Genomic DNA, 15,090 nt, shown 5'->3' on the forward strand with positions numbered 1-15,090 from the left:
AAAGGATGAAGCGCGTGGCACAAGGACAGGCCAATACCCATAAACCGCCACTGCTGCCAGCCGCCATGATACAGGCGCTGAAGCGCTGGGCGCAAACATGTTTCGGGCTTTTGATCGCGGCCATCGGGGTGGCGATCATTCTGGCTTTGGCAAGCTTTGATCCTGCCGATCCCACGCTCAATCGCTCTACAGATGCTGGGGTGAGCAATCTTCTGGGCTTTCCCGGCGCGGCTTTGGCCGATCTTTTGCTGCAAACTCTGGGGCTGGCTTCGGTGATTTTGGCGCTGCCTTTTCTGGGCTGGGGCTGGCGGGTGGGGGCGGCGCGCGGCCTTCCGTGGTTTTGGACCCATCTTCTGGTTTTGCCGGTGGCGGCTTTGTGTTTTGCCTTGGCGGCATCGTATTTTTCGTCATCCAGCTTATCATCGGCCCGTTATTCCCTGATAGGGTCCTGGCCTTTTGATGGTCTTGGCTATGGGGGCTTATTGGGGGATCGGCTGGCCAGTTGGTTTTATCGTCTTGGTGCGGGCCTTGGCTGGGCACCGCCGGGCTGGGTTGCCGCCCTTGTGGGCTTTGTGGGCGGGGTGCTGGCGCTTTTGGCAGCATTGGGCATTTCGCGGGCGGAATGGCGCGCGGTTCTGGCGGTTCTGGGCCGTTTTGGGCGCGGCATCGGACGGCTTATCTTGGCTTTATGGGCTTTGGTGCGCCGGCGTGAAACGGATGAGCCCCCCACCCCCCGGCGCCAGCCCAAAAGCCGCAATGCCCCCCGGTCCACCCCTGAAATCAAGCGTAAAAAGGCCGGAAAACAAGAAACCCGCGAAGAAAGCAAGCGGGCCAAAAAAGAACGCCAGGGCTCGCTCTTTCCCGATCTCGATGGCTTTCGCCTGCCGCCCCTTGAGCTTTTGGATGCGCCCAAAGCCGCTGATCCCGATGCCCTTTTGAGCGAGGATGCGCTGGAACAGAATGCCCGGCTTTTGATGACCGTGCTCGATGATTTCGGGATTGAGGGCAAGATCGTGCAGGTCCGCCCGGGCCCGGTGGTGACCCTTTATGAACTGGAACCGGCACCGGGGGTAAAATCGGCGCGGGTGATCGGCCTGGCGGATGATATTGCCCGCTCCATGAGCGCGATCTCGGCGCGGGTGGCGGTGATCCCGGGGCGCAATGCCATCGGCATCGAATTGCCCAATAGCGTGCGGGAAATGGTGCCCTTGAGCGCCTTGCTCGCTTCGCGCCCATTTGAAAACAGCAATGCCCGCCTGCCGCTGATTCTGGGCAAGGATATCGGCGGGGGGCCGGTGATCGCCGATCTGGCCTCGATGCCTCATTTATTGGTTGCGGGCACCACCGGTTCGGGGAAATCGGTGGGGCTGAATGCGATGATCCTGTCTTTGCTTTATCGGATGCCGCCCGAACGCTGCAAGCTGATCATGGTCGATCCCAAAATGCTGGAATTGAGCATTTATGACGACATCCCCCATCTTTTGACCCCGGTGGTCACCGAACCGAAAAAGGCCGTGGTGGCCTTGAAATGGGCGGTGCGCGAGATGGAAGAACGCTATCGGGCGATGTCGAAAATCGGGGTGCGCAATCTGGCTGCTTATAATAAGCGGGTGGCCGAAGCCCGGGAAAATGATGAAACCATCAAGCGTAAGGTGCAGATCGGCTTTGATAAAGACACCGGGCAACCCCTTTATGAAGAACAGGAATTTGATTTCGAACCCCTGCCGATGATTGTCATTGTGATCGATGAAATGGCCGATCTGATGCTGGTGGCGGGCAAGGATGTGGAAGCGGTGGTGCAGCGTTTGGCGCAGATGGCGCGGGCGGCGGGCATCCATCTCATCATGGCGACCCAAAGGCCTTCGGTTGATGTGATCACCGGCACTATCAAGGCCAATTTCCCCACCCGCATTTCTTTTCAGGTGACCTCGAAAATCGATAGCCGCACCATTTTGGGGGAGCAGGGCGCCGAACAGCTTCTGGGCATGGGGGATATGCTTTATATGGCGGGCGGCGGGCGGATCACCCGGGTGCACGGCGCCTTCGTGTCGGATGCCGAGGTGGAAAGGGTGGTGGAGCATCTGAAAAAGCAGGCCGCCCCTTCCTATATGGAAGATGTCACCGAAGAGCCCAGCGAAGGCTTTGACAGCCCCTTCATCCCCGGGCCTTCGGGCGATAGCGGCGAGAGCGATGCCTCGCTTTATGACAAAGCTGTGGATGTGGTTTTGCGCGATCGCCGGGTTTCCACCAGCTATATTCAGCGGCGGCTGCGCATCGGCTATAATCGAGCCGCCTCGCTGATCGAGGAAATGGAAGATCAAAGCGTGATCAGCGCCCCCAATCATGCCGGAAAACGGGAAATTCTGGTGCCGCCCCGCGATGATGAGGGCTGATGCCCTTTAAAAAGCCGCGATCGGGCCCTAAATTCTCCTTTAGCCCCTGTCCTGATAGGATCGGGATGCACGGATTTGATGAAAGGGTTTTCACATGGCGCGCGATTTGGTGGCGGCATTGTTTTTTACACTGGGATCCTTGGCCGGCCTTGATGCCTTGGCCCAGGATCGTGACGCAGAGCCAAGCGAACCGCTTGCACAGTTGAGCGAGCAGCATGTGGAAAGCGATGGCCTTTCCCAAAGGATCGATAAGGTTGAGGCGTTCCTCAATGGGATCGATACCCTGAAATCCGATTTCATTCAGATCGCTGATAATGGCACCATCACCCGGGGGGTTTTGTCTCTGGATCGTCCGGGGCGGTTGCGCTTTGAATATACCGATGAAACACCGCTTTTGCTGGTGAGCGATGGCACGCTATTGAGCTTTATCGATTATGATGTGGGGCAGGTGACACGCTGGCCCATCGATGATACGCCGCTGGGGATTCTGGTTCAGGACAAAATCGATCTGCGGGCGGCGGATGCCATGGTCAACAGCCTTGAGATCGGCGGGCAATCGGTCATTCTCGTGTCTGTGGATGATCCTGCCGATAATCAACAGGGCAATCTCACCTTACTGATCGAGGAAACACCGCAGCCCGATGGCCCCCCCAGCTTAAGCCTGCGAGGCTGGGAGGTGATGGACGGGCAAGGCGTGGTCACGCGAATCAGGCTGGAAAAAACGCGACTCAATCTGGCGCTGGCGGATGAAGAGCTTTGGTCGTTCAAAGATCCGCGCACATTGCCATCCCAGCGGCGGCGGCGCGGGCGCTGATTTGATAAGCACAGGGAGTATATCGAGGCCGCACGGGAAATTCCTGACAGTCCCGGATTTCCACCAAAAGGTGAGACAAATTGTCCACGCACCGGCTCTGCGCCCTTGAAATGCCATAGTGGGTCGTTATGTACGGCTGTGTGACAGCCTTCCCCTCCCGGAGTTGTGCCCCCCACTTTCCGGTCTGGCTGTCACGAGACGCATACTGAGCGTCGGTGCCCGGTCGATACCCCCCTCGACCGGGCATTTTTCTTGTGGCATGAAGGCGTCGGATATCCCCATGCCGGGGTTTTCATGACTGGACCAAAGGATTTGATCCTGTGACCGATCGCCGATCAGATATCCCTTCAGATCCCGGATCAGACGAAGAGACTTTCGAGGTTTTTGAACGCTATCCGACCTTAGCGGGAGTGGGGCGGCTCACCGCCTTGATCGAGCGCTGCCCGTGGTTTCGGGCGGTGGGCGATCCCATGAGCAAAGCCCTCATGGCCGATAGCCAAAACTATTGCGATGCTTTGGGCTTTCCCGAGGCACAGCCGGCGATCCTGCCCTTGTGGGAGGATGCAGCCGGGGCGGCGGAAAGCATCGATCTCAACAGCCCCGCCTGGGAAGCGGAAGAATTGATGCGGATGGCGGTTTTGCAGGATGCTTTGGCCGAGGTGGATGAAGAAACGCTGGAACTGGTGCTCACCCATATTGCCGCTAAAGCCGCCCAAAGCGCCGAGGCTGCTGCCCAGGAGGTGCGGGATTTTCTGTTGATCGATGATGAAGCCTTCGTTCGCGCGGCTACCGGTGCCGCCGTTCAGATGTGCCATCAGGCGGCCCTGCTTTTGGCCTCGGGCGGCGATTCTGATCATGCCATCAGCCATAAATTCAGGATTTTCGAGCATGGCCGCTGGCCCGTGGGCATCATGGGCGGCACGCTCAATATTTTCTGATGAATGGCGCTTTTTTTGAATTATTTTCCCTGAAAAGAGACCCCGATTAATGACAGCTTCAGCCTATGACACAGCATCGAAGGCTTATCGGCCATCGAAACGCGCCCGTCTGGTCACATGGAATGTCAATTCCGTGCGGGCCCGGATTGATCTTGTGGATCGTTTCATCAGCCTGCAGGACCCTGATATTTTATGCCTTCAGGAAATCAAGGTGCAAACCGATCAATTTCCCCGCAGCTGGTTTGAAGAGCGCGGCTATGTTCATCAGGCCATCGCCGGACAGCGCAATCATCATGGCGTGGCGACCTTATCGCGCTTGCCCCTCGAAGAGATTGAAAGCGCCGATTGGTGCCAGAAGGGCGATGCCCGGCATATCGCGGCACGCCTGCCCGGCGGGGTGAAGCTGCATAATTTCTATGTACCCGCAGGGGGCGATGAGCCAGACCGCGAGGTGAATCCCCGCTTTGCTCATAAGCTTGATTTTCTTGATGAAATGATCGGCTGGTCAAAAACGCTGGATGAGCCGAGCATCATGGTGGGCGATCTCAATGTCGCGCCTTTGGAAAGCGATGTGTGGTCGCACCGGCAATTATTGAAGGTGGTCAGCCACACCCCGCCGGAAACCGAACGGATGCACGCCTTGCAAAAAGCCCATGATTGGGTGGATGCCATGCGCCATTTCGTGGCGGATGATGAGCCGCTGTTTTCCTGGTGGTCTTATCGGGCGCGGGATTGGCGGGCGTCCAATCGCGGGCGGCGGCTCGATCATATCTGGGTCAGCCCCTGCCTCAAGGATGGTTTGCGGGGGATGAGCGTGTTCGACGATGCCCGGAGCTGGGATCGTCCATCGGATCATGCCCCGGTCATCGTCGATATCGATCTGCCTCTGTCTTGAGGGGGTTTTTGGCGCCCGCTCGCTCAGTCGTCTTTTGCCGCATTGAGGCGATAGCCCCCCGGTTCGGTGACCAGAAGCCGGGCATCGGATGGGTCCAGCTCCATTTTCTGGCGCAGGCGATAAACATGGGTTTCCAGCGTGTGGGTGGTCACCCCGGCATTATAGCCCCACACTTCATTGAGCAGCTCTTCCCGGCTGACCGATTGACCCCCGGCGCGATAGAGATATTTGAGGATCGATGTTTCTTTTTCCGTCAGCCGCAATTTGGTGCCCTTGTCTTCTTGCACCAAAAGCTTGTTGGCGGGCTTGAAAACATAGGGTCCGATCTGGAAAACGGCATCCTCGCTTTGTTCATGCTGGCGAAGATGCGCCCGCATCCGGGCCAGCAGAACACCAAAGCGAAAGGGCTTGGCGATATAATCATTGGCACCTGATTCGAGCCCCAAAATGGTATCGGCATCGGTATCGGCACCGGTCAGCATGATGATGGGAACCTTGATCCCCGCTTTGCGCATCATGCGGCAGGCTTCACGACCATCTATATCAGGCAGCCCCACATCCAGAATGATCAGATCAGGGCTGATCTCTCGCGCTTTTTCTATGCCCCGGGTTGCAGTTTCTGCTTCCGCGGGTTCAAATTCCTCATGCAGTGCAAGCTGTTCGGCCAGCCCGCTCCGCAGATCATCATCATCATCAACAAGCAAAATTCGTTTGACCGACATAGGGAATGCGTCTTTCCGTTAAGGGCTTTAAAGAAAGTCACAGCTTCAGGGTGCCTTTCGGCACGCCACCCGTTATCTATGACACACAGAACATATTTTAACCAGAGCGAGCCGGATATGGCGATGGGTAAAGCCTTTTTACAGACACAACAGCGTGACATAGTCGCCATCGGTCGGGCAGCGGGGGATTTGCGCCGGGGCTTGCCGGTTTTGATCGCCGGTGACATGGGGGCCCGAAGCAGGGGGAAAGGCGCGCCGGTTTTCGCCGTTTTCCCTGCGGAAATGGCTGATCTCCAGCGCTTGGCGCAGCTTGCCCCTTTTGGAAGGGCGCAGCTTTTGATCAGCCGCGAACGGGCGGCGGTGTTGAAAATTCGTCATAAGGGCCGCGCCGCCGTGCCCTTGGCCTGCCCCGATTGGCTGAGCCCGGCGCAGATGCGGGCGCTGGCCGATCCCACATTCGATCTGGCCGCCCCCTTAAAAGGGCCGTTTCAGATGATCGATGATGATCTGGCCACCACCGATCTTCACGAGGCGGCGCTGCGGCTTTTGAAAATTGCCCGGCTTTTGCCAGCCGCGCTCATCTTTCCGTTGGATGGTGATCCGCAATCACTGGCCGATCATCACGGCGTTTTATGGGTTGAAAAAGAAAAGATCGCCCTGGCCGATGATCGCCAGACAGCGGATTTGCGCATCGTTGCCGATGCCCGCCTGCCTATCGAGGGGGCGGTGGACAGCCGGATCATTGCCTTTCGCCCGATCAGCGGGGGGATCGAGCATTTCGCCATTCTGCTGGGTGATCCGGCCCCCTCGAAACCGGTGCTGGTGCGGCTTCATTCCGAATGTTTCACCGGCGATGCGCTGGGGTCTTTGAAATGCGATTGCGGCAGCCAGTTTCGCGGGGCCCTTGAAAGCATCAGGGCGGCGGGTGGCGGGCTTCTTTTGTATCTGGCGCAGGAAGGCCGGGGGATCGGCCTGATCGCTAAATTGAAAGCCTATGCCCTGCAAGATCTTGGCCATGATACGGTGGATGCCAATCTGCGCTTGGGCTTTGCCACGGATGAGCGCGTTTTTGCCCCGGCAGCGGCGATGCTGAAAGCCCTGGGCTTTACGAAAATCAGGCTGCTGACCAATAATCCGGCAAAAGTCAGCGGGCTGGAGGATGAGGGCATCACGATATTGGAGCGGGTGGAACACAGCTTCCCCGCCAATGATCACAATGCCCATTATCTGGCTACAAAGCGCGATAAAACCGGGCATTTTCTATGACCAGCCCGATCATCACCGTGCGGGCGGCCATTGGGTCCAGCCGGGGTTGGCTCAGCCTTGGGGATCTGGTGGTGCCCTGCGCCTTGGGTGGGGCGGGGATCGTGCCCGCAGATAAAGCGAGGGAAGGGGATCGGGCCACACCTGCGGGGCGCTATGGGCTGGAGATGGGCTATTACCGGGCGGATCGCCTGACCCCGCCCCACTGCGCTTTGCCGCTCATGGCGATCGAGGCGCATTGGGGCTGGTGTGATGATCCCCAAAGCCCGGATTATAATCGGCTCATCAAAAAGCCCTCCTTTGCGGCCAGCCATGAGGATTTATGGCGGGCCGATCATCGCTATGATCTTTTCTTTGTGCTCGATTTCAATCGCCAGCCGGTGGTGCCGGGGCGGGGCAGCGCGATTTTCCTGCATATGACCGATGAAAGCCTGCCGCCCACTTTGGGCTGTGTGGCCTGTCGGCCTGATGATCTTTTAAAGCTGGCCGTCCTTATGGGCGCAGTGCAGGAAATCGATATCGTGCCGATCTGATCGCCTTTCCTAATCGGGGCGGGGGCCGAAAATTGCCGTGCCCACCCGCACCTGGCTTGCCCCCATCAGGGCTGCCAGTTCAAAATCCCCGCTCATTCCCATGGAAAGCTGCGGCAGATGATGGCGCCGGGCCAGCTTTGCCAAAAGGGCAAAATGGAGCGCCGGATCATCATCCACGGGCGGCAGGCACATCAGACCGGTGATGGGCAGTTCCAGATCATCGCGGCACAGGGTGATGAAATCATCCAATTCATCAAGGGCCACGCCGCTTTTTTGCGGTTCATCGCCGGTATTAACCTGAATGAAAAGGCTGGGCTGTTTGGTGTGTTGCCCCATGGCTTTGGCGATGGCATGGGCCAGTTTGGGCCGATCCAAACTTTCAATGACATCGAAAAGGGCCACGGCATCAGCGGCCTTGTTGCTTTGCAGATGGCCGATCAGATGCAGCCGGGCATCGGGATAATCGCGCAACAAGGCGGGCCATTTGTCCTGGGCTTCCTGCACTTTGTTTTCGCCGAAATGGCGATGCCCGGCCGCCAACGCCCGGCGGATGTGATCGGCGCTTTGGCGTTTTGAAACGGCAATGATCAAAGGGCGGGGGCGATCAAGGCCCTGAGCCATCATCACGGCATCGATCCGGGCTTTGACATCAGCAAGATTGCCAGCCACATCATCAGCGCGATAGGGTTGTTTTGGCATCATCATCCCGTTTCAAATTCTTCTCTGGCCAAATCATTCTCTGGCCAAACTCTTTTCTGGGTACATCACTCTCTGGCTTCAGGTGAAACACAAAATGTCTTTGGTCAAGGCCCTGCCGCCTTGTTTTTATATCATTGATCGCGATCTGAGCCCGGCCATGATGGGAGTTTTGCATCGGCTTTTGCCGGGCAGCGGGGTTTTGTTGCGGGCTTACCAGGCCCCGGATCGGGCCGGGCTGGCGCAGCGGCTGGCGGCTGTCACTTCGGCGCGGTCTTTGGTGCTATTGGTGGCGGGTGATCCGGCTTTGGCCCGGGCCTGTGGCGCGCAAGGCGTTCATTGGCCGCAATGGATGTTGGAAAAAGGGGGGGTGCTGGAAAATAGGGAGGGAATACGGAGACATCCGGGCTGGATCATGACTGCAGCGGCCCATGATCAGCGGGCTGTGGCGCAGGCCTGGCGGCTGGGCTGTGATGCGGTTTTGTGCTCGCCGGTCTTTGAAACATCGAGCCACCCTGGTGCCAGAACCTTGGGGCCGCATCGGTTGGCACGCATGATCGGCCATAGCCGCTTGCCGGTGTATGCCTTGGGCGGGATCAACAGCCAAAATATCCACCGCCTGCCCCCCGGCTTGTGCGGCATTGCCGCGATCAGTGGATTCCACGAAGATCGCTTTGGCCATCTGGCCGCCAGATGCCGCCAGAACAGACGCTGAGGGAATAGCCTTTAAAACGGGATCAGAAATTGAAGCGGGTGCCAAGATAAAGCAGGCCCGAACGTTCTGCCGCATCGCCATTGATGCTAAAGCGTGCACCATAATCGAACAAACGAACCCCACCCGATACACGCAGCCGTTCAGACACCGCATAGGCGGCCCCCAATTCCAGCTTGTGATAGCGATCATAGCCGGTCTCAAAGCCGGGCGTATCCCCACCCAGATGATATTCCCCCACCGATAATTGGGTGGTAAAGGCCGACCAAGCATAGCCGAAGCCAATATCGAATCCATCAATATCCTGCAATAGTCCGCCCGATTCGCGGGTCATGCTGGCCGCGATGATAAAGCCCAGATAGCCCACACTCATCCCCATATTAAGGGATTCCCGATCATAGGGAGAAAGCGCTGCCCCTGATCCAAAATTTCCGGGGCCCGCAGCCAGATAACCGGGGGATTGTTCCAGAAGATATTCGGAATTGATCTTAAGCCTGATTTGTTCGCGGGGGGTGCTGTTTTCGCGCGGCGCAAAGCTCAGGGTCATTTCAGAACCGGCATAGCGCGGGGTGAAGCTGCTCAGGGTGCGGGCCCGGCCATTAGGATCGACCCCGCGATCAAGACCACCCAAGGCGCTGAGTCGCGGCGTGAAGCTGGTGGAGGGGCGGGCATGAGACGCCGATTCCAAGGGGGCGATATCGCCCGTTTGATCGCTGCTTTCATCGCGCAGATATAAAAAGCCCGGCTCTTCCTTCATTTGCTCGCCGCGAAAGGCAAAATCGATTTTCAGGCGATCAGGCTTTTGATCGTCACCTTGCAAAGTGGCGCTTTGATCAGCAAAAAGATCAAGAGATTGAAGGAAGCCGCTGGATTTGAAACGCGGCACCTGTTCCGCAGCACCATCTGTGATACAGATGGCGAACATACCCAAAAGAGCCAATGCTTTGAGGAATGCCTGTTTCACGGTAAAAGCGTCTTCTTCCCTGCAGAGTCCTTTGCGGATCTCTTATGTTGATTGTGTTTCCGAATTATCAAGCCTGCTTTCATCCGCACCCGCTTTGATCTGCACATGGGCAAAAGCATAAATGAGAGCGAACCTTAGATAAGGATAACGGTGAGAGATTACCATTTCATTTCAACGAAATCCAGATGCCACCCTTATTTTTGCCATGGCCTGTTGCACTTGTGCACGGCATGATCTTGGGGGGCGATGTGGAGCTTCGGGTTTCTAACGCTGGTCAATTGCCCTAAGGACCGTTATATAGCCGCATTTGACAGCAGTCTGGATAACAATCCGGATAACGACGTGTGTGAAGGGATATCATGACTATCAGACTCTTCCTGACGATCATCGGCCTTGCCTTTTCAGCGGCCACACTCTCTGCCTGCGGCATTTTTGGCGGTGAAAAGGAAGATGTGCGCATTGAACCCACATCATCGGGGGTAAATGGCTATTTATGGCGGGCGGCGGTGGAAACCCTGTCTTTCATGCCGATGGTTGATGTGGATCCCCGCGCCGGGGCTTTGATCACCGATTGGTATGCGCATCCCGATGTGCCCAATGAACGGATGAAGGTTTCCGCCTTTATTCTGGGGGGCCAGTTGCGTGCCGATACCTTGAAGGTGAGCGTGGTAAGGCAGGTGCGCAATGCATCATCCATCTGGGTGAATGAACCGCTTCGGGCCGGCACCGAGCTTAAGATTGAAGATGCTATCTTGAATCGCGCGCGGGAATTGCGGATCGATTCTATAGGGAATTGAGGCAATATGATCCGCCGAAACGGGCCGGGCTTTGCGCCACGTCAAAAAACAAAATGCTGATCATGTTCCTGCCAGCCTTTGATTGAGGGGCCCATCATCAAGATCAGCCGAAGAAAAGCCAGGAAGATATATGTCGCGTTATAATCCTAAAGTCACGGAAGCAAAATGGCAGCGCCAGTGGGATGAAGCTGCGCTTTTTCGTGCAGAACAGACCCCCGACAAGCCGAAATATTATGTGCTGGAAATGTTTCCCTATCCTTCGGGGCGGATTCATATGGGGCATGTGCGTAATTATACCATCGGCGATGTGCTCAGCCGTTTTTATATGAGCCGGGGTTATAATGTGCTGCATCCCATGGGCTGGGATGCCTTTGGAATGCCTGCCGAAAATGCGGCGATGGAAAAAGGCACCCATCCCGCCGATTGGACCTATGACAATATCGCCGCCATGCGCACCCAGTTGAAACAGGTGGGGCTGGCCATCGACTGGAGCCGGGAAATCGCCACCTGCGATCCGTCTTATTATGGTCATGAACAGGCGCTGTTTCTGGATTTCATGGAAGCCGGGCTGGTTTATCGCCGGGAATCCTGGGTGAATTGGGACCCGGTGGATCAAACCGTGCTTGCCAATGAACAGGTGATCGATGGCTGCGGCTGGCGTTCCGGGGCCCCGGTAGAGCGGCGCAAGCTATCGCAATGGTTTTTGAAAATCACCGAATTTGCCGATGAACTGCTCGATGATCTGAAAGCGCTGGAACGCTGGCCCGAAAAAGTGCGGACCATGCAGGAAAATTGGATCGGCCGTTCGGAAGGTCTGCAGTTCAGCTTTGAAATCGAGGGTCTTGAGGATCGGCTGGAGGTGTATACCACCCGCCCCGATACCATTTTCGGGGCCAGTTTCTGTGCTGTGGCCGTGGATCATCCTTTGGCTTTGAAGCTGGCGGAAACCAATGCCGATCTCATGGCCTTCATCAAAGAATGTCAGCGCTCCGGCACCTCGCAGGAAGCCTTGGAAGCGGCGGAGAAAAAAGGTTTCAATACCGGCCTTGTGGCCCGGCATCCTTTTGATGAAGGGTCTGATCTTCCCATCTATGTGGCTAATTTCGTGTTGATGGATTATGGCACCGGGGCCATTTTCGGCTGCCCGGCCCATGATCAGCGCGATCTGGATTTCGCCCGCAAATATGGCCTTGCCGTGCGCCCGGTGGTGGTGCCTCATGATCAATCACCCGATGCCTTCAGCGTGGGGGCGGAAGCCTATACCGGGCCGGGGCGGCTCGCTCATTCCCATTTTCTCGATGGCATGAGCATCGAGGATGCCCAGGCCCATGTGATTGGCTTGGCCGAGAAGGGCGGCTGGGGCCGGGGTCAGGTGACCTTTCGTTTGCGCGATTGGGGGATTTCCCGCCAGCGCTATTGGGGCACCCCCATCCCGATCATCCATTGCGAGCATTGCGGTATCGTGCCGGTGCCGCGCGATCAGCTTCCTTTGGTGCTGCCCGAAGATATTTCTTTCGATAAGCCGGGCAATCCCATCGCCCATCATCCCGATTGGAAGCACACCACCTGCCCGCGCTGCCAGAAACCGGCCCTGCGGGAAACCGATACGCTTGATACCTTTGTCGATAGCTCATGGTATTTTATCCGCTTCACCGCGCCCCAAAGCGATCGCCCCATCGATCGGGCGGCGGCCGATTACTGGTTGCCGGTGGATCAATATACCGGCGGCGTGGAACATGCGATTTTGCATCTGCTTTATGCCCGCTTTTTCACCCGCGCCCTGAAGCGGTGTGGCCATCTCGATCTGGATGAGCCTTTTGCGGGCCTGTTTACCCAGGGTATGGTCAATCACATGACCTATCGCGATGAAGCCGGGCAATGGGTTTTCCCAAGCCTTGTGCGGGAAAATGATGCGGGTGCCCTGATCCGTTCCGATAGCGGCCTGAAAATCACCGCCGGTCGGGTCGAAAAAATGAGCAAATCCAAGCGCAATGTGGTCGATCCCGATGATATCATCGATCAATATGGGGCCGATACGGCGCGCTGGTTCGTGCTGTCTGATAGCCCGCCGGAACGCGATCTGATCTGGACCGAAACCGGCATCGAAGGGGCGTGGCGTTTTACCCAGCGTTTATGGCGTCTGGTTTCGGCAGCCCAAGGGGCTTTGGTGGCCCCGGGCACGCCGGTGCGCGCCGATCTTTCCGGTGATAGCCTTGATTTGCGGCGTTCGGTACATAAGGCGATCGAGGGCGTGACGGGCGATATCACCGGCCTTCATCTCAATCGGGCGGTGGCGCGGCTTTATCAATTGGCCAATGCCATTGCTGCAGCCGATGTGCCGAATATCGATCCCGCCTGTTACCGCGAGGCTTTGGAAATGCTGGTGCGGCTGGTTTCGCCGATGATGCCGCATCTGGCCGAAGAGCTATGGCAAAGCCTGGGGCATAAAACCATGCTCACGGGGGCCCCTTGGCCTGAGGCCGATCCGGCTTTGCTGGTTGAGGACTCTGTGACCATCGGCGTGCAGGTGGGCGGCAAATTGCGCGATACCATCGATTGTGCGAAAGATGCGTCCGGCCCCGATGTGGAAGCCTTGGCGCTGGCATCCGACAAGGTGCGTCGCGCCATCGGCGATCAAACCATTCGCAAGATCGTGGTCGTGCCCAATCGTATCGTCAATATCGTGATTTAAACCAGATGTGATATCCGCCATGCGCTTTTGCCTTCATCGTTGTATCCTGCCCCTTTTGGCCAGCCTGCTTTTGGCGGGCTGCGGCTTTTCGCCGATTTATGCGCCCCAGCCTGCCGGGGAAAGCGAGTCTTATCAGGATCTGGCCAGCCAGTTTGCCATGATCGAGGTGGCCCAGCCCGGGGATCGTTTGGGCCAGCAGGTGCGCAATCGGCTGATCGGGATGCTCAGCCCCCGGGGCACGCCGGATGTGCCGCGCTATGGCTTGCGGGTCGATCTCGATGAAAAGCTCGAAGGCTTTGCCTTTCGTCAGGATCGGGCGATCACCCGCCAGAAGCTTCAGCTTGATGCCATGATCACGCTGGTGGATTTGCAAACCGGCGATGTGGCCGTGGCCGATGATCTCAGTGCGTGGATGACCTATGATGTGGTGCAATCGGATTTCGCCAATCTCTCGGCTCAAAGGGATGCGCGCGAACGCACAGCCAATCAGATCGTTGATCGGATCGTAGCCCGGCTTGCCCGGCATTTCCGCCAGAAAGACCCATCATAATCCCATGCCGGATCGGGGGATGGTGGCCGCAATGGTTTTTGGCCATTCCAGATCGTAGATAGGGACCCGCCATGGTAAAGGCCACAAAACAGCAGACCGAAAAGGCTTTGCGGGCCTTGTCACCCCATATTCGGGGCGTTTTGCTTTATGGCCCGGATGAAGGGATGGGCCGCGAATATGCCGATGCTATCGGGCGGCAGATCGTGGATGATCTGGCCGATCCCTTTCGGGTGGCGCGCCTTGGCCCGGATATGGTCAAGGCCACGGGATCGATTCTTGCCGATGAAATGGCGGCTCTGTCGATGATTGGCGGGCGGCGGCTGATCCGCCTTGATGGGGCCAGCGATGCGATGGTTCCCGCCCTTGAAGATGCCTTTTTGCATGCGGGCGATAGCCTGCTGCTGGCGATGGCGGGGGATCTGGGCAAAGGCTCGAAACTGAGAAAGCTGTTTGAGGGGGATGATCATCTGCTGGCAATTGCCTGCTATGCCGATGAGGGGCGCGATCTGGTGGATCTTTTGCGCCGGGCTTTTCACGATGCCCGGCTCGATCCCAGCCCCGATGCCCTGATCTGGCTTGGGGCGCATCTGGGCAATGATCGTATGGTCACCCGCAGCGAAATCGAAAAGCTGATCCTTTATAAAGGGGATGATCCTGACCGCACGATCAGCATGGATGATGTGCGGGCATCGGTGGGGGATGCGGCGGCGCTCACCTTGGCTGAAATTGCGCAAGCGGTCACGGGTGGTGAGGCAGCGGCCCTTGATTATCTGCTGGAAAAGGCATGGATCAGCGGTGAAAGCGCGATTGCCGTCCTGCGGGTTTTGCAGGCGCGGCTGATGCGGCTGCATCTGGTGCGAGGCCATATGGATAAGGGTTTGTCTGCCAATGAAGCGGCCGGGCGGCTGGCCCCGCCCTTGTTTTTCAAGGAACGCGATGGCTTTTTGCGCGATGTGGGGCGCTGGCCCCCGGATCGTCTGGCCGCCGCCCTTGATCTGATATTGGAAACGGAAATCCAGTGCAAATCCACCGGCATGCCGGCGGAAACCCTTACCGCGCGCTTATGCTTGAAGCTCGCCTTGTCGGTGCGGGGCCGCCGTTAAGGGCCTCCTGATGGTCAG

The 15,090-nt window shown here is 57.6% G+C and carries 14 protein-coding genes; 11 read left to right on the forward strand and 3 right to left on the reverse strand.

Features of this window, described 5'->3' with window-relative positions; all coding sequences use genetic code 11:
* The first annotated feature begins 5 nt into the window (after positions 1–5).
* The 4 genes from AQ1_RS13810 to AQ1_RS13825 all read left to right on the forward strand — a co-directional run bounded on the left by AQ1_RS13810 (position 6) and on the right by AQ1_RS13825 (position 5,040).
* Positions 6–2,393 carry an FtsK/SpoIIIE family DNA translocase gene (locus AQ1_RS13810; protein WP_042088266.1) on the forward strand — a complete coding sequence of 796 codons (2,388 nt, stop codon included), beginning with the start codon at positions 6–8 and terminating at the stop codon, positions 2,391–2,393.
* A 94-nt stretch (positions 2,394–2,487) separates the two neighbouring features.
* A complete protein-coding gene (locus AQ1_RS13815) occupies positions 2,488–3,207 on the forward strand; it encodes a LolA family protein (protein WP_052371310.1) in 720 nt (239 codons plus the stop codon).
* Positions 3,208–3,527: 320 nt separating this feature from the next.
* Positions 3,528–4,145, forward strand: a complete 618-nt coding sequence (locus AQ1_RS13820) for a hypothetical protein (RefSeq protein WP_042088268.1) — start codon at positions 3,528–3,530, stop codon at positions 4,143–4,145.
* 49 nt (positions 4,146–4,194) lie between these two features.
* The gene (locus AQ1_RS13825) at positions 4,195–5,040 is read left to right on the forward strand and encodes an exodeoxyribonuclease III (RefSeq protein WP_042088270.1); all 846 of its coding nucleotides are present in this window, start codon (positions 4,195–4,197) and stop codon (positions 5,038–5,040) included.
* Positions 5,041–5,063: 23 nt separating this feature from the next.
* Here AQ1_RS13825 and AQ1_RS13830 read toward each other — a convergent pair whose 3' ends face one another.
* Positions 5,064–5,762, reverse strand: coding sequence for a response regulator transcription factor (locus AQ1_RS13830; protein WP_042088272.1), 699 nt, complete (start codon positions 5,760–5,762; stop codon positions 5,064–5,066).
* Positions 5,763–5,879: 117 nt separating this feature from the next.
* Between AQ1_RS13830 and ribA the strand changes: the two genes are divergently transcribed.
* A complete protein-coding gene (gene ribA / locus AQ1_RS13835) occupies positions 5,880–7,028 on the forward strand; it encodes a GTP cyclohydrolase II (RefSeq protein ID WP_042088274.1) in 1,149 nt (382 codons plus the stop codon).
* Positions 7,025–7,558 carry a L,D-transpeptidase family protein gene (locus AQ1_RS13840; RefSeq protein WP_042088276.1) on the forward strand — a complete coding sequence of 178 codons (534 nt, stop codon included), beginning with the start codon at positions 7,025–7,027 and terminating at the stop codon, positions 7,556–7,558. The genes ribA and AQ1_RS13840 overlap by 4 nt, the downstream gene beginning before the upstream one ends.
* Positions 7,559–7,567: 9 nt before the next feature.
* Here AQ1_RS13840 and AQ1_RS13845 read toward each other — a convergent pair whose 3' ends face one another.
* Positions 7,568–8,263: a YggS family pyridoxal phosphate-dependent enzyme gene (locus AQ1_RS13845; protein ID WP_313977979.1), complete on the reverse strand. Its 696-nt coding sequence runs from the start codon at positions 8,261–8,263 to the stop codon at positions 7,568–7,570.
* A gap of 88 nt (positions 8,264–8,351) precedes the next feature.
* Here AQ1_RS13845 and AQ1_RS13850 point away from each other — a divergent pair, with 88 nt between their 5' ends.
* Positions 8,352–8,969: a thiamine phosphate synthase gene (locus tag AQ1_RS13850; RefSeq protein ID WP_052371311.1), complete on the forward strand. Its 618-nt coding sequence runs from the start codon at positions 8,352–8,354 to the stop codon at positions 8,967–8,969.
* A 22-nt stretch (positions 8,970–8,991) separates the two neighbouring features.
* Here AQ1_RS13850 and AQ1_RS13855 read toward each other — a convergent pair whose 3' ends face one another.
* Positions 8,992–9,930 carry a porin gene (locus tag AQ1_RS13855; RefSeq protein ID WP_152550444.1) on the reverse strand — a complete coding sequence of 313 codons (939 nt, stop codon included), beginning with the start codon at positions 9,928–9,930 and terminating at the stop codon, positions 8,992–8,994.
* 359 nt (positions 9,931–10,289) lie between these two features.
* Between AQ1_RS13855 and AQ1_RS13860 the strand changes: the two genes are divergently transcribed.
* The 4 genes from AQ1_RS13860 (at position 10,290) to holA (ending at position 15,072) form a co-directional block, all read left to right on the forward strand.
* The gene (locus AQ1_RS13860) at positions 10,290–10,727 is read left to right on the forward strand and encodes a DUF3576 domain-containing protein (protein ID WP_042088279.1); all 438 of its coding nucleotides are present in this window, start codon (positions 10,290–10,292) and stop codon (positions 10,725–10,727) included.
* Positions 10,728–10,857: 130 nt separating this feature from the next.
* Positions 10,858–13,419 carry a leucine--tRNA ligase gene (leuS, locus tag AQ1_RS13865; RefSeq protein ID WP_042088281.1) on the forward strand — a complete coding sequence of 854 codons (2,562 nt, stop codon included), beginning with the start codon at positions 10,858–10,860 and terminating at the stop codon, positions 13,417–13,419.
* Between the two features lie 19 nt (positions 13,420–13,438).
* Positions 13,439–13,969, forward strand: a complete 531-nt coding sequence (locus AQ1_RS13870; RefSeq protein ID WP_042088283.1) for an LPS assembly lipoprotein LptE — start codon at positions 13,439–13,441, stop codon at positions 13,967–13,969.
* Between the two features lie 71 nt (positions 13,970–14,040).
* Positions 14,041–15,072: a DNA polymerase III subunit delta gene (holA, locus tag AQ1_RS13875; protein ID WP_042088285.1), complete on the forward strand. Its 1,032-nt coding sequence runs from the start codon at positions 14,041–14,043 to the stop codon at positions 15,070–15,072.
* Positions 15,073–15,090 lie beyond the last annotated feature (18 nt).

The sequence above is a fragment of the Iodidimonas nitroreducens genome (assembly GCA_000710935.1).
In the GTDB taxonomy this organism is placed as follows: domain Bacteria; phylum Pseudomonadota; class Alphaproteobacteria; order Sphingomonadales; family Rhodothalassiaceae; genus Iodidimonas; species Iodidimonas nitroreducens.